The sequence below is a fragment of the Pseudanabaena sp. FACHB-1998 genome (assembly GCF_014696355.1).
Classification (GTDB): Bacteria; Cyanobacteriota; Cyanobacteriia; order Pseudanabaenales; family Pseudanabaenaceae; genus Pseudanabaena.
On sequence record NZ_JACJQA010000016.1, the window covers coordinates 83,378 to 105,955 of the forward strand.

The following is a 22,578-nucleotide window of genomic DNA, read 5'->3' on the forward strand; positions in this document are numbered from 1 at the left end:
ATCACTTTCAAAATAATTGCTTTAGTAAAAACACAAAGACTGTCACGGTTGTAGTAAATAATACTTGTGATTGTCACATTACCTAACCTTTAAAAGCTGACCATACATAAGTTATGTGATCTCTTTCAAGAGGTCTAGTAACTTTTGCGGGGATTCCCACTGCAATACTATTGGATGGTATATCTCTACAGACTAAGCTTCCCGCCCCTATAACTACATCATCACCAATAGTTACACCTGCCATTATAGTTACATTGATTCCACACCAGACTCTATTGCCAATAGTAATTGGTAAAGGTTTAGGAATAAGAGTATTTGGGTCATGTGCACCAGTTTCTAAATGAAGCCCTGCGGAACCAATAAAGTCGTCGCCTATAACTATAGAGTTATAATTAACTACTCGTACATAGTCACCTAACGCACAACGTTCACCTAGAACCATATTGTATCCCATATTAAGAATACGAAACCCACGACCAACAAACAAGTCTTTACCATGTTTTACTTTATTACAATTCAAAAAAATTCTTTTAAAAAACAAGTAGTCACCTGGATCAGAGATTCGAGACTCCATCTCAGATAGTATTTCTAAAAGAGCTACGATAAGCTTACTCGTAAGTCTTAACACTCTTTTTATGAATTGCTTAACTAACATATTATTAGTGCCACATTAACAGTCCTGGTCCACATACGCCTTTCCAATCATTAGCCGTAGTTTTATCTGATCCTATACCAGTAAATTCAACCTCGAAGCATAAAAAATCAAAAACTTGGTCTAGTATTTCATAATTTCTTTGAGCTATGGATACATCAACATAGTATTTAGAGGCTGATAAACCGTACGCAGGAATAATACACTTTCGGATATCCCCAATTGATGTTTTTTCAGTCATAAATTCATCACTAGAATGATGCACCAGTAGTCCTTGCTGATTGCGGACTGCTATACAAGTAACTATTTCATTTTTTCCGTAGCTCTCAAATTCAATATAGATAGTAATAGACTTATCTATATTAAAATTATTGTTTTGCAAGTTATCTTGTTGAGAAATACGAATTGTTTTGATGTATGGTCTTTCTCTAATTTCTGGACAGAAGTAGTCCAAACTATATACTTGACCTGAGTCAAAATAACAATTTACTATTTTTTCAATACTATCATTAGCCAATAATTCACCTTTTCTTAGATACAAACCTCTTTGACATAAGGCTTTAATCGCTCCCATGTTATGGCTTACAAATATAATAGTTCTACCTTCCTTCGTAACATCTTGCATTTTGCCTAAGCACTTTTCTTGAAACTGTGCATCTCCCACAGCCAGTACTTCATCTACAATTAAAATCTCTGGTTCTAAATGTGCTGCTACCGCAAAGGCTAAGCGTACATACATTCCAGATGAATAACGCTTGACGGGCGTATCTAAAAACCTCTCAATCTCGGCAAAGGCAACTATTTCATCAAATTTTTTCTTAATCTCAGCGCGATCCATCCCTAAAATTGCGCCATTGAGATAGACATTTTCGCGTCCTGTGAGTTCAGGATGGAAGCCTGTGCCAACTTCGAGAAGACTGGCGACTCTGCCTTTGATGGAAATTTTGCCTGATGTTGGTTCGGTGATGCGGCTGAGGATTTTGAGGAGAGTAGATTTGCCTGCACCGTTGCGTCCGATGATGCCAACCCGATCGCCTTGCTTAATTTCAAAGGAGACATCCTTGAGCGCCCAAAATTCCTCTGAGATGTCGTCCGAATCATCTGGGCGTTTACCAGATAAGCTATGGAGTAAGGATTTTGTCCCATTGGCGATGACATCTCTCAAGGAGGTATAACGCTCTTGCTTTTGATGACCAATGATATATTTCTTGCTTAAGTTTTCAACCCGAATGACTGTGTCAGACATTTTTCGCCTTTTATTCGTTCTTTAGTCTTAAAAAATTATATAAGCAAGAATCTCTGTTTACCATATCAGAAGAGAGGGATAATCGAGTAATTTTTTCTCAAAATACAGTCAAAATATGGATTTTTATGGCGCACTGACTTGTAATTTAAATTACAAGCTTGCTTATATAAATAGAGGGATTTTGCCTTTATTATGACTTAGAGGGTCGTTTTTACAAGTCTTAGGATTGAGTTTCTGAGGTTGCGTATAGCTTGATTGTCTTCATCTTCGGAAGTATACATAGAGTCTGATGCATTTTCATTGGGGTCTTCATCTTGCTTCCCTAATTTCTGATCTAAGCGATCGCATAAGTTGTCCAGATGACTAAGCGTCTTGACGGGCTGACGGGGGGCTATAGATTCAAGATTGGGATGTCCTACCAAATCATCACAGGGGCAGCTAATGGGAACTCTTGCGCCCATATCCAAGCAAGGTACAAGTAAACTACAACGAGCGCAGGGTATGATCTCCCACTGATTGCTCAGTAAATCACTAATGGTTTGAGATGTCCCATTTAGATAAGCTTCTTGAGCTTTGGCTGTACTAATTTCATCCCAAAGCTTATTGAATACAGGGGAATATTTTTCACCTTGTATAATTTTATGTATGTACACTTCCTTGTTTTGTTGAGGTAAGTGAACAGCTTTACCCATCTGCATCCATTGAGCTAGGTAAGTTTTGACTAAGGTTCGTGAGGCCATAGATTAGAACCTTGAATAAATAGTTTAGAAAAATTTCTGTGGACAAGCTTTAAATTTGCCTGTCCTAGCTAATATAGTCTGATGGCTTCGTAAATAATCTGAATAAATCTTTTATTTTGTCATTCATTTGTCCATAGGGTATTAGACTATGCTCGAAACTTCCTCGGCTACGCTCCCAATATCTCTTCCTAATCAAGGGGAGCCATCAATTCAAATTCGTAATTTAAACTTTCATTACGGTGAGGGAGATTTACTGAAGCAGGTTTTATTTGACATTAATTTGGATGTTTATCCCGGGCAGATCGTGATCCTGACGGGACCATCTGGCTCTGGGAAAACAACTTTATTAACTTTGATTGGGGCTTTACGAACTATTCAGGAGGGGAGTTTACAGGTTTTAGGACAAGAATTAAGGGGCTTAAATCCGAAAAAGCTCGTCCAAATCCGTAAAAATATTGGATTTATTTTTCAGGCTCACAACCTTTTTCATTCGCTGACTGCTAGACAGAATGTGATGATGTCAACGGATTTATATCCCAATGATTTTCATAATACTGCACCTGCAAGTCGGGCTGCCGATATTCTTGGACAACTGGGGCTAGCCGAAAGGGTTGACTACAAACCTCATGCGCTATCGGGCGGGCAGAAACAACGGGTAGCGATCGCCCGCGCTTTGGTAAATCGCCCTAAACTAATTCTCGCCGATGAGCCAACGGCAGCTCTAGATAAAAAATCGGGGCGCGATGTAGTGACATTGATGCAAAAAATGGCGAAGGAGGAAAACATCACGATTTTGATGGTGACTCACGATAATCGCATTCTTGATGTGGCGGATCGCATTATCAACTTAGTAGATGGCAATCTCGAATCAGATAATGTCGTGAATACAGATGTAACTAATGATGCACGTACATTTATGTTGTAAAGAAGCTGATAGTAATGTCAAGAAAAAGGAACGCAAAGCGTTCCTTTTTCTTGACATTACCCTCTCAAAATGAGAGTATAATGTCTGAAGGACAAAACAATGAAAAGGGTCATAGACATGAATATAAAAACTGTTAGAAGGTATAGGATATGCGGATTTACTCAAAGAAAACTCTTGATGAATATGGAAAAATTCATGCTGATGTAGCTGGTGTGCTAAAAGGCTGGTATCGGGTAGCAAAATCTGCCAAATGGCAAAATATTCAAGATGTTAAAGAGTCTTGTACAGCATCTGCTGATGCGGCGGGACGATTTACTGTTTTCAATATCAAAGGTAATAAATATCGTCTGATTGTCAGCATTGATTATGAGAGACAAACTATTAATATCAAATATATTTTAACTCACGCTGAGTATGACTCAGGTAGGTGGAAAAATGACCCTTACTATTAATCGAAAAGCCTATGGGGAGTTGCTAACTGAGATTCAGCCTCATGTAATTACTAGTGATGCTGAAAATGAAATTGCATTGCAAAATATGGAAAGATTGCTGGCAATTCCCCACCCAAGTGCCGAAGAAGAGAGAATTTTGCAACTTCTGCTGACATTGATTGAAAAATATGAAGATGAGCATTATCCAATGGATGATGCTTCACCTCTTGATGTTCTCTTATATCTAATGGAGGCAAATGACTTAAAGCAAGCCGATCTAGTGAATGTAATTGGCTCAAGTGGTGTTGTGTCAGAAGTTGTCAACGGTAAGCGTCAAATCAGCAAAAATCAAGCACAAGCACTTGGTAAATTTTTTCATGTTGATCCCAAGTTGTTTTTATAAGTAAAGGATGGCTTTGCCATCCTTTACTTATTTGTCAAGACGGACGACATACCATTGCCATGTGCCGCGATCGCCACAATCTAGATCACAGACAGTCTTAATGAGGCGTTGTACCTGTTCAGGAATTGTTTTAAGGTTTTGTAAATCGCGAGGTAATTCATCTTGCATATCGACAAGTAAATCATGCAGAATTTCCTCTAATTCTGGCTGAGTCACAAACTTTTCTTGCATATCGGGCGGCAGCACTACATAAGTGTCTTCGTAGTACATCATGCTGCTTGGCATATTATTTTTCAGCTCATAAACTTTTTTTAAGTGAGTAAACGCAACACTTTACGCTGCCTTTACTCGGTTAAAATTTTAGCATGATGATTGAAGAGCCTTTTGAACAACCCATCGAGTCTGTTGAACCTGAGCCAGCAAATGTAGAACCTCTGACTGAAGATGAGCAAATTGATTTGCATGAGTCGGCGGTGTTGGATGAACCATTGTCTTTGTCAATGGATATGTATGAATTGCCCGAAGCACCGATCGCCAATTTTCTCAAGCAAAAAGTAGAAGCGGTGTTGTATCTGAAGGGTCAACCGATGAATTTGGCGGCGATCGCTGAGGCTTTGGGCTGCGAGAACGAAGAAGCAGAGATGGGGCTAATAGATTTAATCTCAGAATATGCCCATCGCGATAGTGCTTTAGAAATTGTCGAAACCGAGAGCGGTTTTTCGCTAAGACTGCGATCGGAGTTTGAAGACTTAGTGCATAAGCTCATTCCTGTGGATTTGGGACGTGGTGCTTTACGGACGTTGGCGGCGATCGCCCTTAAAAAAAATATTGTGCAGTCAGAGTTGATCGAGTTACGTGGGGCAGGGGCTTATCAGCATGTTCAGGAGTTAGTTGAACAGGGATTTGTGCGAAAGAAAAGGCAAGCAGATGGTGGGCGATCGTCGGTGTTGCAGGTTACGGCAAAGTTTCATCAATATTTTGAAATCGACGATCTGACTAACTTGATTTAGTTTCATCGCCTGGTTTTCTATCGATCTCATGTAGTCTAGCAATACCTTAATTTATTGCGAGAGAAATCATGGGATATAACAAGGGTGATAATTATGAGCAACATATTTTCGATCTGCTAAAGGCGAGAGGATTATTAGCTTTAAATTCAATGAGGGCTGGAGCAGGCAATTCCACAGATATAAAATTTTTGTGTAGCCTCCAAGAATATAACCTAGAAATTAAACTCGATCTTGAGGCTGATTATGGACAGAAAATGTTGAGATGGAATGATGGGATGTGGAGTTGGTGTGTTGATGATGCTGTGACTTCGTTTTATACATCTGTTGGGGTTTTGGATATCGTTAATGCTAAAAACTTCATTCCTAATCGATATTCTATCCCCAGAGATGAAATTACTATGCAGCACAAAAAGCAAGATCAAAAAGCTTTTGAAGACAAAGTAGAAATTGATATTAATAGTTTGTACGATTTTTATGGGGGTAAAAATTGTTACTATATTCAGATTGGTGGATACGGATTTTATCACCTTAAACGAGATGTACTCTCATTAGGTACACCGCAGTTTGATTGTAAAATGAAGTTGAGGTTGAGAGCTAAAACTATCCATAGTGTTCCAGTATATAAGTATGGATTTTACGCAGTTTTAAAAGTAGATAAAAAGGAAAAAATCAAAAAGTCTTGTTATGATTTGGAACAAAAAGATGGACGTGTATTTCCTCCGATTATCTAATTTTGATATATTCTAAAATTCAAAATAAGACGAGCTGAGTAGATTTTGATTTGTCAAGTTGTTTGGATTTATTAAAAGCATTTTCTTTATAAGAAAATGCTTTGGCTCTAATTGATTGAATGTCTTCAATAGAGTTAGTTATTTCCATATTATTTTTCATTGAATCTAATATAAGTATGGACTCACCAAGAGCCTTGGCAAGAAGAGGTGGAACGGCATTACCAATTTGTCGCCATTGTTGAGTTAGACTGCCACAGAAAAAATAATTAGCTGGAAAAGATTGAATTGCGGCTGCTTCCCTAGCCGTTAAATAGCGGTTTTCAACTGGATGATAGTAAGTGGTGCGACTGGTGTTAATTGTATTTGCACAATCGTAGCGATCTAAACGATTTAATTTAGCTTCTCTAAATCGCTCTTCATGAATACTTGACCAATCAACATCAAACCACAAGCTTTCAGGCAAATATGCTAACTGATCTTTTTCATATCTGACGCTTTTTCCTTCAGGGATATGTCTAATTCTTTCTCTTTCTAATTCATTAGCTATTTGCGATCGCTTAATATCATGATTGAGGATTTCAGTATTTGATTTTAGTAAATTATCAAAAGCCCATCCAACAGTTCGAGGTAAAGGCAAATCTTGATAATCCTGCGCTGAATCTTTGAATATTTTATCTGGATAAATATTTTTTACACCAAATCGGTTGCCAAGAAAAATAGTCCGTCTTCTTTTTTCTGGTACACCATAATGATGTGCTGATAAAACCCTAACATCGATTGTATAACCTAAATCTGTAAAGCTTTTAATGATTGCTTTTAAGACATTTTCATTCTTTTTTGATAACAGTCCTGTCACATTTTCAACAATGATGTAATTAGGTTCTAAGGCTTCTACGATGCGGAGAAATTCAAGAAATAGAAAGTTACGCTCGTCTAGATGATCGTTTTGTCCAATTGTCGAAAAGCCTTGACAAGGTGGCCCGCCACAGATTAAGTCAACTTTTTGATGTTCGATTATTGCTTGAATTTGCTGATTAGATATCTCCCGAATATCACCTGCGATCGCCTGAGCTTGTGGATGATTATGCTGAAAAGTTTCAATAGCGGCGTGATCGTGGTCAATTCCTAGCAAGCAAGTCCAGCCAGCCATTTCCAGACCACAAGACATTCCACCTGCGCCAGAGAATAGATCGATAAATGTTTTTTTCATGATTTCACGGTGTATTTACTGTATCAAAGTAGAATTAACAACGCTAGCATTGTCAGATATTAGAACGTCAGGAAACCTTACTATGTCAAAAGCATCTCAGGATTTAGAGAAAGCGATCGCTACAACAGCAAAAATTGGTAGTCATTTACCTCAAAATATACCTGAATGGATGCAAAAAATGGGGATATCGCCAGCAGATATAATTATAGAATCAACAAAAATCGGGAATAAAAGCTCAAACAATAAAACAGATGTATTGATTAGGTTTAATAAATCTAAACCACTCAAAATTTCTGTAAAACTTGGCAATGCAGGTTATTTTGGTAATTGGTATGGACATGAAAGATTCATAAAGGAATTTGGGCGCAATATATTTAATAAGTTGACTTTAAAGACAAGCCTATGGGCTAATGAATGGGCTAACAAGTCTAATGCTAGTCTTTTTGTGGGTGTAAGTATTAGTTTTGGAGAGAGAACTGGTAATACATTTATTCCCTTTTTGGATATTTTTGATAATATCGAAGACATGAAAAAGATTATCTGTGGCGTTGGAGAAGAAGATAATGCAGCCAATTGTCTATATGTTTCTAATGAGAAACCTAAATCTATTGAAGATCTTGTAGAAAAATTGTCACCACTTGATCTTGAAACAGTAAAACAACTAAGTGAAAAAATCACAGTAATTTTTAGACCCATTAATCCTTTTACAGAGGCTAGCAATAGAGGTAAAAATGTATACACAAAGTTTCAACCACATCAGCCTTTGTCTGAGATTACCGACGTAACAAATATCAAGGATTTAATGAAACTAGGTAAGTTTACTGAAGTCTTTCCTAATCGACTGAATCATAATCATATTCTCGACACCTTACAAGCTGATTATAAAATCCGTATACCACTAAGACCTAATCCAACTAGACAATGGCAATTCTACTCAGAAAGTAAGACTTAGTTGATTGGAGTTTTGAGCTTTTATAATATTTTCTGGTTCTGTAAGTTGTAACTTAATAGCTTTAGCTAATGCGTAGCCAAGATTTACAGGAACAGCGTTACCTATCATCTTGTATCCATGCGCTAAATTTTTATAATAAAAATTAAAATCATCAGGAAAAGTCTGAACTCTAGCGCATTCTCGAACGGACAATCTTCTATAAGGATTTGGTGAATTAGGATCAAACATCCATTTATCTTTACCAACCCAAATCATTTTATTAGCTTGGGGATGAATCGGCGCGTGACGACCTCCCGCTTGAATTGTGAATGATGGCTCATCCCAATTATGTACTCGATTGCGAGACATAAATATGCTCGAAAATCCACCAGTCATATATTCATGATTATGAACTAAACAATTTTCACCATTTGTCTTGCAAGTTGGCAACGCAGGAAGTGCAGATTCTCGTAAATCCCAAATCGCATCTTTAAAAGTAGGAATATGAAGTGATTTCTGGACTAAATTAAAATCAAAGCGTTTATTTAAGTCAACATGGTAGCCAATAAAAATTACACGTTTTCTTTCTTGGGGAACATTGTAATTTTTAGCATTCAATAAAGCAAAAGAAACTACATATCCCGCCTCTTCAAGGGATGCAATGATATTTCCAAAAGCTTGCTGATGTTTTTTATGCATCATTCCTGATACATTTTCAGCTAAAAAGAACCGAGGCTGTTTATCTCTGAGAATCCGAATATAGTCTAGAAATAACTGACCACGAGCATCTTCGATCCCTCTTTGTGTACCTCCTTCACTCCAACTTTGACAAGGTGGCCCGCCAATAATTCCGAGACAATCAGGAATCTCTTCTGAAGCAATTTTGCGGATATCGCGTCGATCTAGCACGGTATCTACATGATTTCTTTCGTAGGTTTCCCAAATATCTTTGTCATACTCATTAGCCCATGTGACATTAAAACCAGCTTGGTGAAAGCCTAAATCTAGACCTCCACAACCTGAGAATAGAGCTATAACTGATTTACTCATTAAATTTTAGATACCTTGATGAGAGATCTTTACTCTTAAAATTTATTGTTTAATTAAATCAGCTAATTAGCCAGTTGTCAAATTAAACACTTAGCTGTGATACCATGAAAACAATTAATTTATTGCTAAGTTACAAATGGCGCAAACACAGAGAAAGCCTGTATATATCCTGCCACCGCATCATGATATTTTAAGGCGCATTGCCTATGAGCAAAGGTGTAATCTATCTGATGTATTAGATGCTGTGCTAGAAAATGCGGATTGGGAATTAATTGAAAGTAAGGCTAAAAATAAACCTTTGCAAAGAGCTAATGAAAGAGGTAGTGCTTCCAACGCTTAGTTGAGCCAGTTCAGTAAATATTTTTGATTTATATAGAGATTTTATTTTGAGCATACTAATTAGACAAGGCACGATTATTCTGCCCGATCGCCAAACGTTACTGGGTGATGTTTATATTCAGCATGGCAAGATTGCGGCGATCGCACCATCTCTCAATCCCGCAGATCTAGATCAACCTTTAGAAATTATCGAAGCCAAAGGCTTAACTTTATTAGCAGGAGTAATTGATCCCCAAGTACATTTTCGGGAGCCGGGGCTAGAGCATAAAGAAGATTTGCGATCGGCGAGTCATGCTTGTGCGAAGGGGGGGGTGACTAGCTTTTTAGAAATGCCGAATACGCGACCACTCACGATTACCCAAGCGGCGTTAGATGACAAGCTCAGTCGGGCGGCTAGTAAGTGTGTAGTAAATTACGGCTTTTTTATTGGGGCGACAGGCGAAATTTTGCCAGATTTACTCACAGCGAATCCTACCTGTGGCATCAAGATATTTATGGGATCGATGCATGGGGCTTTGCTGGTAGATCAAGAGGACGTTTTAGATCGGATTTTTTCGCAGGGCGATCGCTTAATTGCTGTTCATGCTGAGGATCAAGCCAGAATTGCTCAACGCCGTAAGGAATTTGCGGGTAGTAAAGAGCCAGCACTGCACTCGATTATTCAAGATAATCAAGCGGCGCTCAATGCCACCCAACTCGCAGTTAAGCTTTCTAAGAAATATCAAAGACGTTTGCATATCTTGCATATGTCCACAGGCGAAGAAGCAGAATTTTTGCGTCAAGATAAGCCTGAATGGGTGACTGCCGAGGTGACTCCGCAGCATTTATTCATGAATATTGGCGCTTATGAAAAAATTGGCTCGCTCGCCCAAATGAATCCCCCATTGAGATCGCCTCGTGATCAAGAAATTCTCTGGCAAGCTCTGCTCGATGGCGTAATTGACTTTATTGCCACTGACCATGCACCCCATACTTGGGCGGAGAAAGGCTTTGCGGCTAGCGAAGATCAGCAAGCTCCCCCTTCGGAAAAGTCCTCAAAGGATACCGTTTTGTTAGAACCAGCCAATGTGCCGTCGGGAATGCCGGGGGTAGAAACATCATTGCCACTAATGCTGACGCAAGCAGCTAAGGGACGTTGCTCGGTACATCAGGTTAGTCAGTGGATGAGTGCAAATGTTGCCAAAGCATACAAAATTGCCAATAAGGGAGAAATTCGGATTGGCTGGGATGCGGACTTAGTTTTAGTAGATCTCCATAATTATAAACCTGTGCGAAATGAAGATCTATTAACTAAATGTGGCTGGAGTTCTTTTGCGGGATGGGAGCTTACGGGCTGGGCGGTTACTACGATCGTTGGTGGTCAGATTGCCTTTGCTGATGGCAAGGTTAACCCTGATGTACGTGGTCAAGCATTGCAGTTTGGCTAGATTAAAGACACAATGGAAAGGTAAATTTAAAAGCCTTGCATTGCAAGGCTTTTAAATTATTTGGGTTTGCTTAACACGCAAAATTACGCAACACTATGTTTTCTTCTTTCCAGATATCAAGAAAGATATCGATTTTATTTTTATCAGCGATCGCGGCTAGCATGTTTACTGCTTGCAGTAATTCCAATGGCGCTTCAAGTTCTGGTAACAATAATTTGTCTATGCCAGCGATCGATACTACTAAAGTTTCCCCAACTCCCACGCCGTCAAATACGCCCACAAATACGCCCAGTAATAGCAATTCGCCCACCCTTGCTCCGAATACGCCTAGCCCTGAGATTGACCTCACCAAAGAATTAGAAATAGGTGAACTCGAACTTTACAAGCACCGTTCGGGAATTATGGAAATCAGCATCCCTAAAGGCTGGAAGCTTGTGGATAATAGTCAGGCGGGAGAGATATTAGTAACTTGGAACGACAAAGCGGGACGCGCTACGATTTCCTCAAATATTTTTGTGCCTCCGAGTGAAATTCCTGAGAACAGACTGAGTGATGTTTTTGAAGTAATTATTAAGGGCATGTATGGCAATCAAGCGGATTTTGCACTGCGATCGCCTGTTCTTGAAGCTACAGGTAATGTCGTGATTGAGTGGACATCGACAGTGACCATTGGTAACAAAAAAATTAAATTTCTCGCTAATAGCAAATTGCAGCGTATAAATAACAAATTTGTGATCTTAACTTTTGGAGCGATCGAGCCTAAATTTATAGAATTGAAAGATTCCTTCGCTAAAATATCCAACAGTCAGACCGTCAATGCTAGTCTTACCATTCCTTAGTGATATTTCTTAAAATATGCATAAAAATATGCTGAAAACCCATTCCCTAGCCGCTACTTTTAGCGCGATCGCTGTTTTAGGAAGTCTAGTGGGCTGCACACCTAGCACCCCTGAGACCCCTGCTAGTCAAGCTCCTGCTAGCCCTGCTGCCTCTGCATCCAAGTCTCCCGATGCCAAAAGCGTAGCAACTAAGACTGAGCCTACCTCTAAGTCTGATGCTCGAATCATTAAAGTCAAAATTGACGGTCTAGAAACCTATAAACATCCTTCGGGACTATTTCAAATTGATGTCCCCAAGGGTTGGACTCCCAAAGAAAATAAGAAGCCTAATGAGGTAATTGTTTTATGGTTTGACCCATCTAAGAATGCTTTGCTATCGGTAGATGTGTTTAAGGCTCCTGCGGAGACTACTCCCGAACAATTGACTTCACTTTTAGAAACATTTCTCAAGCAAACCTTTGGTTCTCGACCCGGATTTACAGCCGAAAAGCCAATCCAACAAAAAGATGGCAGTGTCCAAATTGTCTGGGGCTATAATGAGTCACTCAAAAATGTGACCGCCAAAGTGCAAGGCAATAGCTTTATCAGTCGCAATGGCGATAAGGTTTCTTTAATTACTACGGGTGGAGTCGCAGATCAAATTCCTGCACTTAAAGAGTCTTTCGATCGCGTGGTCAATAGCTACAAAGTCGATCCCACGGTAGCAATCCCCTAAAATAAAGGCATTCATATACTTGACACACCAAATATCTAGAACCCCCTCTCCCCCTTAGAAGGGGGAGAACTCAGACTTCCCCCCTTCCAAGGCGGGACTGAGGGGGTAAGAATTTGTAAAGTGCGTCAAGTATATTAACGCCAAAATAAACAGGTGGTACAAAGCGCTATTTAATTTGAACAGCTTGCAAAGCAAGCTGTTCCAAACTTGCTCTGGATTTTAAGGGAGCGCAAAGCGCTGTATTTATTATTAAAAATATGAAATTAGCGATCGCCATTATTGACGCATTTACAGATCGAGTATTTCACGGTAATCCTGCGGCAACTACGTTAATAGCAGAATTTCCTGAAGATGCCCAAATGCAGCAAATAGCCGCCGAAATCAATCTATCCGAAACTGCATTCGTCAAACCTTTAGACCAAAATCATTTCCAGTTGCGATGGTTTACTCCATTACAGGAAGTACCACTTTGCGGTCATGCCACTCTTGCCATGGCTCATTATCTCCGTGAAATCTCGGCGATCGCCACCGATATACCACTCATTTTCTCCACCCTAAGTGGCGATCTCCAGATCACCTTTGAAGATGAATTGATTGTGATGGACTTTCCTGCGGCAACCTATCACAACTGCTCAGAGCGATCGCGACAGGTGTTAAATAATATTTTCGGTGAGATCCCCTATGGCTGTCTGGGACTCAGTGAAGATTATCTAGCCGTAGTATTAGAGTCGGAGTCTGTTGTCCAGAATTTCCTGCCCAACTATGATCTCATCGCGCAGCTAGAGGGCTTCGGATTTATTATTACGGCGATCGCTGATGTGGATCAGCCCTATGACTTTGTCTCACGATTTTTTGCGCCCAAAGCAGGTATTCCCGAAGACCCTGTCACAGGCTCCGCGCATTGCAGTCTTACACCCTATTGGGCAAAGCGGTTTGGCAAACCTAATCTTAAGGCGAAACAATTATCTGCACGTACTGGAGAGCTAGATGTTGAAGATCGTGACCAACGGGTTTTGCTGAAGGGTAAAGCTGTGACTTTTATGTATGGTCAAGTGTCTTATTAGGGCAAAGCGGCGCTTTGCCCTACCTTGCTATTCTTAAGTTTGGTGACATAAATCGTCCGAAAAATACCACCATATTGATAGGCGATCGCCTTCATCCACCACAATTGATATCATTCCCGCCTCCAGATCTCGACGACAAGCGGCGATCGCCTCTTGATGGGTTGCATGAACATCGATCGGCAAAAAAGTTTTTCCTAAATAACAAATTCCTTTTTCATTCCCCCAAGGCGTGAGAAATTTTCTAGGTTCTATCTCAGATAACGAAAGAATGATCATAACTAAATAAATATAGGACGCTCTTCACATATCCATCATCGATTAGCTAACCTAATTAAGCTGTGATGTTTATATAGACTGATTTGTGACGCTTCTAAGCATTTATACGTGACCATGAGGAATTATCTTAGTGACTCAAATCACTAAAAATCGTTCCAAAGAAATAAAGCGTCGCTTTGCGTCGCTTTATTTCTTAAAAATTTGATTTTATAGCTGTGGTAACTTGCAAAACCCACGAAGCTAGTTACGGCGCTTTGCGCCGTAACTAGCTTCGTGGGTTTTTTGTCCTAACAAGAAGGGCAGCAGCTATATAGCGATCGTTGGTTGTTAGGACTTACGCAAAACCCAAACTGCCCTCATCCCCCAGCCCCTTCTCCCAGAACGGGAGAAGGGGAGTAAAGCAATTTTCTTGTTCCCCTCGCCCTTAATGGGAGAGGGGCTAGGGGTGAGGGTCTTAGAAAATTCTGCGTAAGTCCTAGTTGTATCAAAATCACCAAAAAGAAAGACGACGCAAAGCGTCGCCTTTCTCTTTGGTAAGCGCAAAGCGCTGTATTAACTGACGATTGGTAAAAATACTTTGATTGAAGTTCGTTCGTAGGGAATACTTTCAATCTCAATCCTGCCCCCATGAATTTCCGCTAAACGCTTAACGATCGCTAAGCCTAGCCCTGTTCCCTGCTGAATATATAGCTTTTTCTCAAATTTTATATAGGCTCCAAAATTCGCAATCTGCTCTGGCTCAAATCCCTGACCATGATCAACTACACAGAGACAATATTCATTAGCATCAGATGTGCCTAATACAATTACCTCCGTGCCTTCTGAAGAGAACTTAAAGCCATTATCAATAACTTCCTTAACAATCACATTTAAATAGGAATCGGAAATCTGGATACTGGCATCCTGAATACTTAATTGCAAATCCGAAACACGATTATAGTTTTCGGCAATTTTTTTAGCACAGCTAGAAATTTCAATATCCACAAAAGTAGCTTTGCTAGAGCGTAACTGTCTATTGCCATCGATGACATTTTCCATCGACTCCAACTCAGCGTATAGCAAGAATTTTTTCACCATTTCATGCATATCTCGTCCCGCTTTACGAATACGCTTACCGATATCAGGAACCTCATGGGCTTCCATCGCGTGGTAATTCTTGACTAAAATATCCGCTAATCCCATAACCTCGATCGCAGGGAATAGCAATTGATGGGGCAAGGATTTGGAGATATTGCCGCGTAAATTATCTAGCTCTTGGCGATAATAATTATTGATTATTTCTTGTTTTTTAAACTGGGCTTTGATTGCACCTAGTAATTCATCTCGGGTAAATGGTTTGGTCAAATAGTCATCAGAGCCTAGCTCCATTCCTTGACGAAAATCTATTTTGTCTGATTTAGCACTAAGAAATATAAAAGGGATAGCCGTAGTAGCAGGGTTGCTGCGTAGCGCTGTAATTACTCCATATCCATCGATTTCAGGCATCATAATGTCACTAATAATCAAGCTGGGAATAGTTTGCTGAGCAATTTCTAGTCCATCGCGCCCATTAGTAGCTGTTATTACCACATAACCTTCAGCCTGTAGCATTCTGCTGGTGTTAAGTAAAACATTAGGATTATCTTCGATGAGGAGAATTTTTTTCATGGCAACTTTTACTACTGCTTTTAAGCTAAATGGAATTAACTTTATTAAATATTATACTGATTAACAAGGTACAAAATGCTGAATAGAGGCTTACCAAGCATTAGTATTTCAAAAATATTTTTGAAATCAATCAAACATTAATACAAAGCATCTAAGGTGATTCATTAAGTTGTAACTCCTTCAAAATTGGTAGAACAACAGTGAATTCTGTCCCCACCTCTAAATGACTACTTACTGATATAAATCCTTTATGAATATCAACGCAGTTTTTGACAATTGATAAGCCCAAACCAGTCCCAGGTAAAATTCCCACATTTTTACCTCGATGAAATGCACTGAATAAATGTCCTAAATCTTCTTCAGGTATTCCTATACCGTGATCACTAATTATAAAGGTTATATTTTCTTTATTGATAGTAATTTTAAAATCAACTTTAGTGTTTTCTGGGGAATATTTGATCGCATTAGTGATTAAATTTGTTAGTATTTGCCGTAATAATTTTTCATCCATTTTTACCAACATAGGTGGCAAATCAATCTGGAGATGAAAGTCATCAATTGATGTGTTATTTACTTGATTATATAAATATGAATGTAAATCATATTTTTGTCCAAAAGTTCTTTGCATTTGCCGTAATAGTTGAGTGCAAAAAACTAAAATATCAAACTCTGTTAAATTAATCTTTGATTTATTGGCGTTAGCCCTACTTAAAAATAAGACATCTTCCATTAAAGCTGTCATGTGCTTAACCTCAGATTGAATCTGATGTAGTTGCTCTACTTGCTCTTCCTTAGTCCATTCATAGTATTCTAATAGCTCCGAGGCACTTTGAATAGTAGTTAGAGGTGTACGAAACTCATGGGAAACAACCGATATAAAATTAGATTTCATTTGACTGAGTTCCCGTTCTTGCTTTAGCGATCGCGATAATAAAGATGCGGATAACTGCAATTGTTCATTTTGTTCTTGAAGCATTTTTTGTAAAGAACATAATCGCAAGTGGGTTTCTATCCTAGCTAATACTTCAATTAGCTGAAATGGTTTACTAATATAATCAACACCGCCTACAGAAAAGGCTTCTACTTTCTCCGAAGGCTCTTCCACTGAGCTAATAAAAATAATTGGAATATCTTGAGTTACGGGATTAGCTTTTAATATTTTGCAAACTTCATAACCATTAATGTCGGGCATTCTAATATCAAGCAGGATTATATCTGGTAATTTTTGATGCACTTTATCTAATGCTTCAGTTCCATTATTGGCTTGCTCAACTTGATATCCTTGTTTGACAAGCATTAGTGATAAAAGCTGAATATTATATATAGTGTCATCAACTATCAAAACAGACGCATTGTTGGCTAATTTCTCTTCTTTAGCTTGATATAAGTTTTGCTCGGTCATAGGAAGATAGTTTTAGAATTTTCTAACATGATAACCTCTATTCAGCTTTATATGAATCTCCCCTGTAGCCATCCTAAATACTTGGAGAGCGTAAATCCTAGACGAAGTACTCTCTCAAAACATAAACCCAAAATAAAGTTGTAGTAACTTGGGTTAAAAGTCCATTTTGACTTTATATATCCTGATACACTTAGCGTCAACTACAGATAGTACAAATTGCTGATATCAGCTTTTTGGCGATCGTCTTTGGGGATCATTAAATTTAGTCATAATCTATGCGGTTTTCGATTATTCTTCCCTGTCTCAATGAAATTCGACATGGCTATTTAGAACGAATTCTCACTAATTTAGTTCAGCAAAAGGGTGACAAAGAAATTATTGCCGTACTAAGTCCAAGTCATGACGGTACGGAAACCCTTTTAGTGGAATATGCAAGCAAATTTACGGAAGTAAAAATTGTACGATCGCCCGCCAAAAATCGCGCTCAGAGGCTCAATGACGGTCTTGCTCACAGCATCGGGGAAATTATTTTATTACATCATCCCGCTAGCCTGTTGCCTGAAAAGCTTGCTTTACAAATAGTCGAGCAGGCGATCGCCCCAGAAATCATGCAGGGGAATTACTGGGGCGCATTTCAGCATAGTTTTGATTTTGACCATTGGTTATTGCGCTTTACTTCTTGGTATTCGGACAATGTACGGGTAAAAGGTAAAGGAATTGTCTATTTAGATCATTGTCCTTTTATGGAGCGCCGAATTTTGGATGAAATTGGTTATCTGCCTGACTTAGATATTTTTGAAGATACGGTGTTAAGCGATCGCCTTTGCAAATTAGCAAGACCAGTTTTAGTCGAGGGTAAGGTCATTACTTCGGCACGAAGATTTCATCAACGGGGGATCTATCGCCATGCTCTCCTGAATCAGCTATTAAAAATTTGCTATCACTTCAAAATTGATCCCCAATGGCTCAATCGCCTGTACGAACAAAAAGCTAGCATTAACGTCAAATATTAAAAATAATGCTTCGCAGGACTTTTACAGCAATTGCCGATCAAGAGAAATTTTGAAAGCGTTGCTTCGCAACGCTTTCAAAATTTCTCTTGGTTTAAACAATCATCGCTTGTCCCTAAAGCAAGCAAAAGCCTGTAAACTTGGCAGTTGATTACCAAAGTTAATTGCTATACAGATAACAGTTTTAATTGAGGAGTTTTTAAGAGTGATAGGCTCTAAACATAATCGTATTCACAGCTATAGCCGATTACCCCGATCGCCACAATATCAAAAATCGGCTCAAAAAGCGGGGAGACAGCCATCCGTCTCATGGCAATCACTCTTGCATCGGAGTGGGGACGTAATATTTGCCACCTGTGTCGGCTTAATTTGTGCCGTACCACCTTGCTATATGCAGACAGATTTTCAAATGCCTGCGGAAGCGGCGGAATTTAAAATGGCTCAGGCTGTGCTTCCCCTCACGCCCCGCGCCGTTAATCCCCTCACCCTCGATCTTACCGATGATTTATTAGAGAGCGATCGCCTAAATCTTTTGCAAGCGATCGACAATAGCCTGCAATATATTCGTACTCCCAGTGCCGAGCGGCGTTATCCCGTAGCGGGAATTAGTCGCGATTTGGTAGAGCGCAGTCTAGTCCGATTTCGCCGCCTTGTGCAAGTATCTCGCACAGCCAAAGACTTACAACAAGCGGTCAGCCGAGAATTTGATCTCTATCAATCGGTAGGGCGCGATGGCTCAGGCTCCGTGCAATTTACGGGCTACTACGAAGCAGTTTATAAAGCTAGCCGAACCAAAACCGAAGAATTTAAATATCCGCTTTATCGCTTACCTGCGGATTTTGGAGAATGGCGATCGCCCCATCCCACCCGTGCGATGCTCGAAGGTAGTAAGCAATTGGCAGGGCTAGAGGTTGCATGGCTTAGCGATCGCTTTCAAGCTTTTCTTGTCCATGTCCAAGGTTCAGCCAGACTAGAACTGCCCGACGGCAAGTTATTGACCGTTGGTTATGCAGGTAAAACCGATCAGCCCTATCGCTCTGTCGGAGCCGAGTTGGTTCGAGATGGCAAAATGCGTCTGGAAGATGTCACCCTCCAAACCTTGATTGAGTATTTCCAAAAAAATCCTCAAGACTTAGTTACTTACCTCAATCGCAATCCTAGTTTTGTATTTTTTCGCGAAACCAATGGCAAACCAGCAACGGGGAGCTTAGGTCAAGCGGTGAGCGCAGAGCGATCGATCGCTACCGACAAAAAAATATTTCCCTCTGGCGGACTTGCACTAATTAAAACCGAAGTACCCTTTGAAAATCCCCAAACTGGCAAATTAGAATTACGTCAGATTCAACGCTTTGTCCTCGATCAAGATACAGGCGGCGCAATTCGTGGGGCTGGGCGTGTGGATATTTTCATGGGAACAGGCGATCGGGCTAAGCAACGCGCTGGGCTAATCAAAGGCGATGGTCAGTTATATTATCTTGTATTAAAAAAATAGAAATTTGGACTGTAAGTGCTTATGCAAAATAACAAACTAAAACCCGTAGGGGCGCAACTTTGCGGGTTTTGGTTTGTTATTGTCATCTAAATTTTAAAAATCATCAAAAAACAATATGCCACAAGTTAATCCATTTACGATCCGAATGCAAGTATCGAAGATGTTTGAGCAAGGACAATCTCTTTTTGCCGAAGTCAAAGTCCAAGATTGGCTCAGAGAGCGTAATTATAATCCCAAAGATTATGTGATTCGTTTCCATCAAAAAATGGCTCCCGTTGGTTCTTCATCTTCGGTAACAGTAGAGATAGAACTCCTTCGCAAAGATGGACAGCCCGTCGAAGAATGGCTCCAACAGGAGATTAATCGTCATAAAGCTTAAGAATAGAAGATTGGCGCTTTGCGCCAATCTTCTATTTTAATTTGCTACCAAAATAAAGGCTGACCAACTAGCGGGATGTAAATTATTTTGAGTAATTCCCTTAATCTGAGCCTTTTGTAAGGCTTGAGCCTTAGTTAATCCATTAATTTGCCACTCATTATAAAAATCTTTAACTAAGGGAACCACATCCGTATCGTCTACTGCCCAGAGAGTCGCTAAAACATTGTTAACTCCCGATCGCAGTGCAACACCCGCTAGTCCCAGAGTGGCGCGATTGCTACCTGTCGCGGTTTGACAAGCACTAAGAATTAATAGTTCGATTTGGGTTCGGCTCGATCGCAAAATTGCTTCTAATTGTTCGAGATTAATTTTGCGATCGAAAGCCTGTAGATAAGTAGCTTCGGGCGTAGCGCCAAATTTCGCATGGGTGGCAAGATGCACCACTTCATAACCAGATTTAATTTGAGTACGCAATGTCTCAAACGTAAAATCCTGATTTAAAAAGATTTTAGATATCTTCTCACCAGACTTACTTTTCCAAATGGTCTCCACTTCATGGAGTTCTTCTAAAACTTTAGGCAAAGCCGCAAAGGGCGCGATCGCCTCACTTAGCCCAAAAGCTAGTAAGTTTAACTTAGAGGCAGTTTGAGTAAGATTTTCCGTTAACTTGGATTCTACAAGATAAACAATGGGATATTTTTGAATCAGAAACTGCTTGCCATCATACAAAGCAGCGATGGGGATACTTCGCAGAATATCATCATTCACAAAGGCTAAAAGCTCGACAGGCGATCGCTGTAAATCCTGTTCAAAAGGACGAATTAATAAATCATAAATTTCTCTAGTAGGATTGAGATACTCATTTGTAGCAACGTTTTCTAAAGTGAAACGCAAATACTTGATTTTGGTATTTAACTCCGCCCTAGATAGCGGCACTACATAGCTTTTGAGAAAACCATCAGGCAGTCTCATCACCATATAGGTCTGTTTATCTAAGGTAATCGAATTGATAAGCGCAATCTTCTGTTTTGACTGTTCTTGTTGTTTACGGCTACTCCCTTTGTTTTGTAAGCATTCATCACCAAAAAAGTTTTGCAACTCCGCTAAACGCAACAAATCCGCAACTTGCAAAGCTTCCTCAAGAAAGGCTTTTTGCTTTTCAGGATTTAATTGCGAGTTATTTTCGGACAATAAAAGCTCAATTAACTCACGATAAACTGGCTCTACGCGATCGCGCACATCAAATTGAAAGTTCCGATCCGCCGCCACAATATCACTACGAATACTTTGGAGCGTAGCGATCGCCTGTCGATAGGACTCGATGGATTTCAAGCGATCGCCCTTTGCCTTGAGGATTCTCGCTATTTGCCATTGCCAAAGATAAAGACTATCCGCCGAGTTATAAGCTTGAGCTAACCATTGAGCCTGATTGGTATATTTCAAAGCATCATTCAAATTCCCATTCATTTCATAGACTTTACCGATCGCCCCCATGACAAAAGACTCACCTCGCCTGTCACCAATACTTTGAGCGATGCTCAGCGCTTGATGAAGCACTTGAATTTGCACAGAAATTTTATTAGGGGAATAAAGAGATGCTAAATCGATCAGTGCATAGACTTTAGTAGGCGAATCTGGCGCGATCGCTAATAATTTTGTAGCCTTTTCTAGATGTTCTTTTTCTAGATGTTCAATGAGTTCTTTAGGTTCAAAAAAATGATTTGGTAAATAGTGCGCCTGTTCCAAACGTCCTAAATTCAGCAATGCTTGAGCTTGAAGCAAAGCCGCATCGTTAAACGATAAACTTTTTTGATAGGCAATATAAGCCTCAGCAAGATCCCGATCTCGCAACTTTTTTAATCTTGTCACTTCTGTAGCATTTGCTTCTTCTGATTCTATTTCGATTTGTCCTTGATAACGCTCAACCGACCGAGCAAAAGCATTACCAAGATTCATCCAGCCTGAAGCCAGAATGTGCGGATTCCGCGTTAAGCGAATGCTTTCTTGGTAGGCGGCGATCGCCTGTTGATATTCCCCCAAAGCGAGATGGGCATTGCCTAAACTTCCCTGTGCTAATTGCAGGATTTCCCCCTCTCCAAACCCTAATACTTTTTGTAATAAAACAATCGCCTGCTGTTGCTGTCCCAAAGCACTATAGGCTTGAGCTTGGTCGATCAATAATCGTGCCAGACGCTCCTTATTTTCAGAATTTTGATTTTGGGATTGATAAATTAATATTGCCTGTTGCCACTGGGCGATCGCTTCCGATACTCGCCCCATTTTTCGATAAGCAATACCGATATTGCTATAAATCAAAGCTTTTTCATCCAATTTATTCGTCAAATTCAGCGTTTTTAGCCATTGTTTAATTAACGCCTCATATTCATTGCCCTGATTTAAGTTTTCTTGCCCTATTTTGAGAAGAGAATCGTGAGTGGATATTATCGTAGTCATCGATACACTATTATCGAAAATCCTTCTTTTGATCAGTGAGGGATGATTACCATTTCCTAATACTTCACTAGCACTAGTAAGAGCAAGTAAATTAGACAACAAGGTGGCTGCAACGATAATTTTTTGAGAATAAAAGCAGTTCAAGGTATTTACTAACCTAATTGCAGAAAAATCAACTGAAGAATTTTTAAGATTAAAAAAGGTA

At 39.6% G+C, this 22,578-nt stretch carries 24 protein-coding genes; 14 read left to right on the forward strand and 10 right to left on the reverse strand.

The genetic code is table 11. From position 1 onward, the window contains the following. Positions 1–82 precede the first annotated feature (82 nt). The 3 genes from H6F42_RS06890 to H6F42_RS06900 all read right to left on the reverse strand — a co-directional run bounded on the left by H6F42_RS06890 (position 83) and on the right by H6F42_RS06900 (position 2,638). Positions 83–655, reverse strand: a complete 573-nt coding sequence (locus tag H6F42_RS06890) for an acyltransferase (protein ID WP_190398622.1) — start codon at positions 653–655, stop codon at positions 83–85. 4 nt (positions 656–659) lie between these two features. After that, positions 660–1,898, reverse strand: a complete 1,239-nt coding sequence (locus tag H6F42_RS06895; protein WP_190398623.1) for a polysaccharide ABC transporter ATP-binding protein — start codon at positions 1,896–1,898, stop codon at positions 660–662. Positions 1,899–2,095: 197 nt separating this feature from the next. Then, positions 2,096–2,638 (reverse strand): hypothetical protein, encoded by a 543-nt coding sequence (locus H6F42_RS06900; RefSeq protein ID WP_190398624.1) that lies wholly within the window; start codon positions 2,636–2,638, stop codon positions 2,096–2,098. Between the two features lie 148 nt (positions 2,639–2,786). Between H6F42_RS06900 and H6F42_RS06905 the strand changes: the two genes are divergently transcribed. The 3 genes from H6F42_RS06905 (at position 2,787) to H6F42_RS06915 (ending at position 4,397) form a co-directional block, all read left to right on the forward strand. Beyond that, positions 2,787–3,563 carry a DevA family ABC transporter ATP-binding protein gene (locus H6F42_RS06905; RefSeq protein ID WP_190398625.1) on the forward strand — a complete coding sequence of 259 codons (777 nt, stop codon included), beginning with the start codon at positions 2,787–2,789 and terminating at the stop codon, positions 3,561–3,563. 149 nt (positions 3,564–3,712) lie between these two features. Next, entirely contained in the window at positions 3,713–4,015 is a 303-nt protein-coding gene (locus tag H6F42_RS06910; protein WP_190398626.1) for a type II toxin-antitoxin system HigB family toxin, read from the forward strand. Further along, positions 3,999–4,397, forward strand: a complete 399-nt coding sequence (locus H6F42_RS06915; RefSeq protein ID WP_190398627.1) for a transcriptional regulator — start codon at positions 3,999–4,001, stop codon at positions 4,395–4,397. Before H6F42_RS06910 ends, H6F42_RS06915 begins: the two co-directional genes overlap by 17 nt. A gap of 27 nt (positions 4,398–4,424) precedes the next feature. On the opposite strand, the gene H6F42_RS06920 is transcribed toward H6F42_RS06915, so the two are convergent. Continuing rightward, a complete protein-coding gene (locus H6F42_RS06920; RefSeq protein WP_190398628.1) occupies positions 4,425–4,682 on the reverse strand; it encodes a chlororespiratory reduction protein 7 in 258 nt (85 codons plus the stop codon). Between the two features lie 80 nt (positions 4,683–4,762). On the opposite strand from H6F42_RS06920, the gene scpB reads away from it, so the two are divergent. Beyond that, on the forward strand, positions 4,763–5,407 hold the full coding sequence (gene scpB / locus H6F42_RS06925) for an SMC-Scp complex subunit ScpB (RefSeq protein WP_242018352.1): 645 nt from the start codon (positions 4,763–4,765) through the stop codon (positions 5,405–5,407). A gap of 68 nt (positions 5,408–5,475) precedes the next feature. Further along, positions 5,476–6,138: a hypothetical protein gene (locus tag H6F42_RS06930; RefSeq protein ID WP_190398629.1), complete on the forward strand. Its 663-nt coding sequence runs from the start codon at positions 5,476–5,478 to the stop codon at positions 6,136–6,138. A 19-nt stretch (positions 6,139–6,157) separates the two neighbouring features. Here the strand turns inward: H6F42_RS06930 and H6F42_RS06935 are convergent, their stop codons facing one another. After that, positions 6,158–7,348, reverse strand: a complete 1,191-nt coding sequence (locus H6F42_RS06935) for a DNA cytosine methyltransferase (protein WP_190398630.1) — start codon at positions 7,346–7,348, stop codon at positions 6,158–6,160. Between the two features lie 82 nt (positions 7,349–7,430). On the opposite strand from H6F42_RS06935, the gene H6F42_RS06940 reads away from it, so the two are divergent. Beyond that, a complete protein-coding gene (locus H6F42_RS06940) occupies positions 7,431–8,300 on the forward strand; it encodes a hypothetical protein (protein WP_190398631.1) in 870 nt (289 codons plus the stop codon). Here H6F42_RS06940 and H6F42_RS06945 read toward each other — a convergent pair. Beyond that, positions 8,283–9,329, reverse strand: a complete 1,047-nt coding sequence (locus tag H6F42_RS06945) for a DNA cytosine methyltransferase (protein WP_190398632.1) — start codon at positions 9,327–9,329, stop codon at positions 8,283–8,285. The genes H6F42_RS06940 and H6F42_RS06945 overlap by 18 nt on opposite strands. Positions 9,330–9,465: 136 nt before the next feature. On the opposite strand from H6F42_RS06945, the gene H6F42_RS06950 reads away from it, so the two are divergent. From H6F42_RS06950 to H6F42_RS06970, 5 genes are all read left to right on the forward strand, one after another. Then, on the forward strand, positions 9,466–9,669 hold the full coding sequence (locus H6F42_RS06950; RefSeq protein WP_190398633.1) for a hypothetical protein: 204 nt from the start codon (positions 9,466–9,468) through the stop codon (positions 9,667–9,669). 43 nt (positions 9,670–9,712) lie between these two features. Continuing rightward, the gene (locus H6F42_RS06955; RefSeq protein WP_190398661.1) at positions 9,713–11,095 is read left to right on the forward strand and encodes a dihydroorotase; all 1,383 of its coding nucleotides are present in this window, start codon (positions 9,713–9,715) and stop codon (positions 11,093–11,095) included. A 95-nt stretch (positions 11,096–11,190) separates the two neighbouring features. Continuing rightward, a complete protein-coding gene (locus tag H6F42_RS06960) occupies positions 11,191–11,934 on the forward strand; it encodes a hypothetical protein (RefSeq protein WP_190398634.1) in 744 nt (247 codons plus the stop codon). Positions 11,935–11,962: 28 nt separating this feature from the next. Next, a complete protein-coding gene (locus H6F42_RS06965) occupies positions 11,963–12,649 on the forward strand; it encodes a hypothetical protein (protein WP_190398635.1) in 687 nt (228 codons plus the stop codon). 257 nt (positions 12,650–12,906) lie between these two features. After that, on the forward strand, positions 12,907–13,713 hold the full coding sequence (locus H6F42_RS06970) for a PhzF family phenazine biosynthesis protein (protein WP_190398636.1): 807 nt from the start codon (positions 12,907–12,909) through the stop codon (positions 13,711–13,713). Between the two features lie 33 nt (positions 13,714–13,746). On the opposite strand, the gene H6F42_RS06975 is transcribed toward H6F42_RS06970, so the two are convergent. The 3 genes from H6F42_RS06975 to H6F42_RS06985 form a co-directional block, all read right to left on the reverse strand. Beyond that, entirely contained in the window at positions 13,747–13,989 is a 243-nt protein-coding gene (locus H6F42_RS06975; RefSeq protein ID WP_190398637.1) for a hypothetical protein, read from the reverse strand. Between the two features lie 552 nt (positions 13,990–14,541). After that, the gene (locus H6F42_RS06980; RefSeq protein WP_190398638.1) at positions 14,542–15,636 is read right to left on the reverse strand and encodes a response regulator; all 1,095 of its coding nucleotides are present in this window, start codon (positions 15,634–15,636) and stop codon (positions 14,542–14,544) included. Positions 15,637–15,787: 151 nt separating this feature from the next. Further along, positions 15,788–17,038, reverse strand: a complete 1,251-nt coding sequence (locus H6F42_RS06985; protein ID WP_190398639.1) for a hybrid sensor histidine kinase/response regulator — start codon at positions 17,036–17,038, stop codon at positions 15,788–15,790. Positions 17,039–17,313: 275 nt separating this feature from the next. On the opposite strand from H6F42_RS06985, the gene H6F42_RS06990 reads away from it, so the two are divergent. The 3 genes from H6F42_RS06990 (at position 17,314) to H6F42_RS07000 (ending at position 19,919) form a co-directional block, all read left to right on the forward strand. Next, positions 17,314–18,051 (forward strand): glycosyltransferase, encoded by a 738-nt coding sequence (locus H6F42_RS06990; protein ID WP_190398640.1) that lies wholly within the window; start codon positions 17,314–17,316, stop codon positions 18,049–18,051. Between the two features lie 202 nt (positions 18,052–18,253). Beyond that, positions 18,254–19,540 (forward strand): MltA domain-containing protein, encoded by a 1,287-nt coding sequence (locus tag H6F42_RS06995; protein WP_190398641.1) that lies wholly within the window; start codon positions 18,254–18,256, stop codon positions 19,538–19,540. Positions 19,541–19,655: 115 nt separating this feature from the next. Next, a complete protein-coding gene (locus tag H6F42_RS07000) occupies positions 19,656–19,919 on the forward strand; it encodes a hypothetical protein (protein WP_190398642.1) in 264 nt (87 codons plus the stop codon). A 36-nt stretch (positions 19,920–19,955) separates the two neighbouring features. Here H6F42_RS07000 and H6F42_RS07005 read toward each other — a convergent pair whose 3' ends face one another. After that, on the reverse strand, positions 19,956–22,373 hold the full coding sequence (locus H6F42_RS07005) for a CHAT domain-containing protein (RefSeq protein ID WP_190398643.1): 2,418 nt from the start codon (positions 22,371–22,373) through the stop codon (positions 19,956–19,958). Positions 22,374–22,578 lie beyond the last annotated feature (205 nt).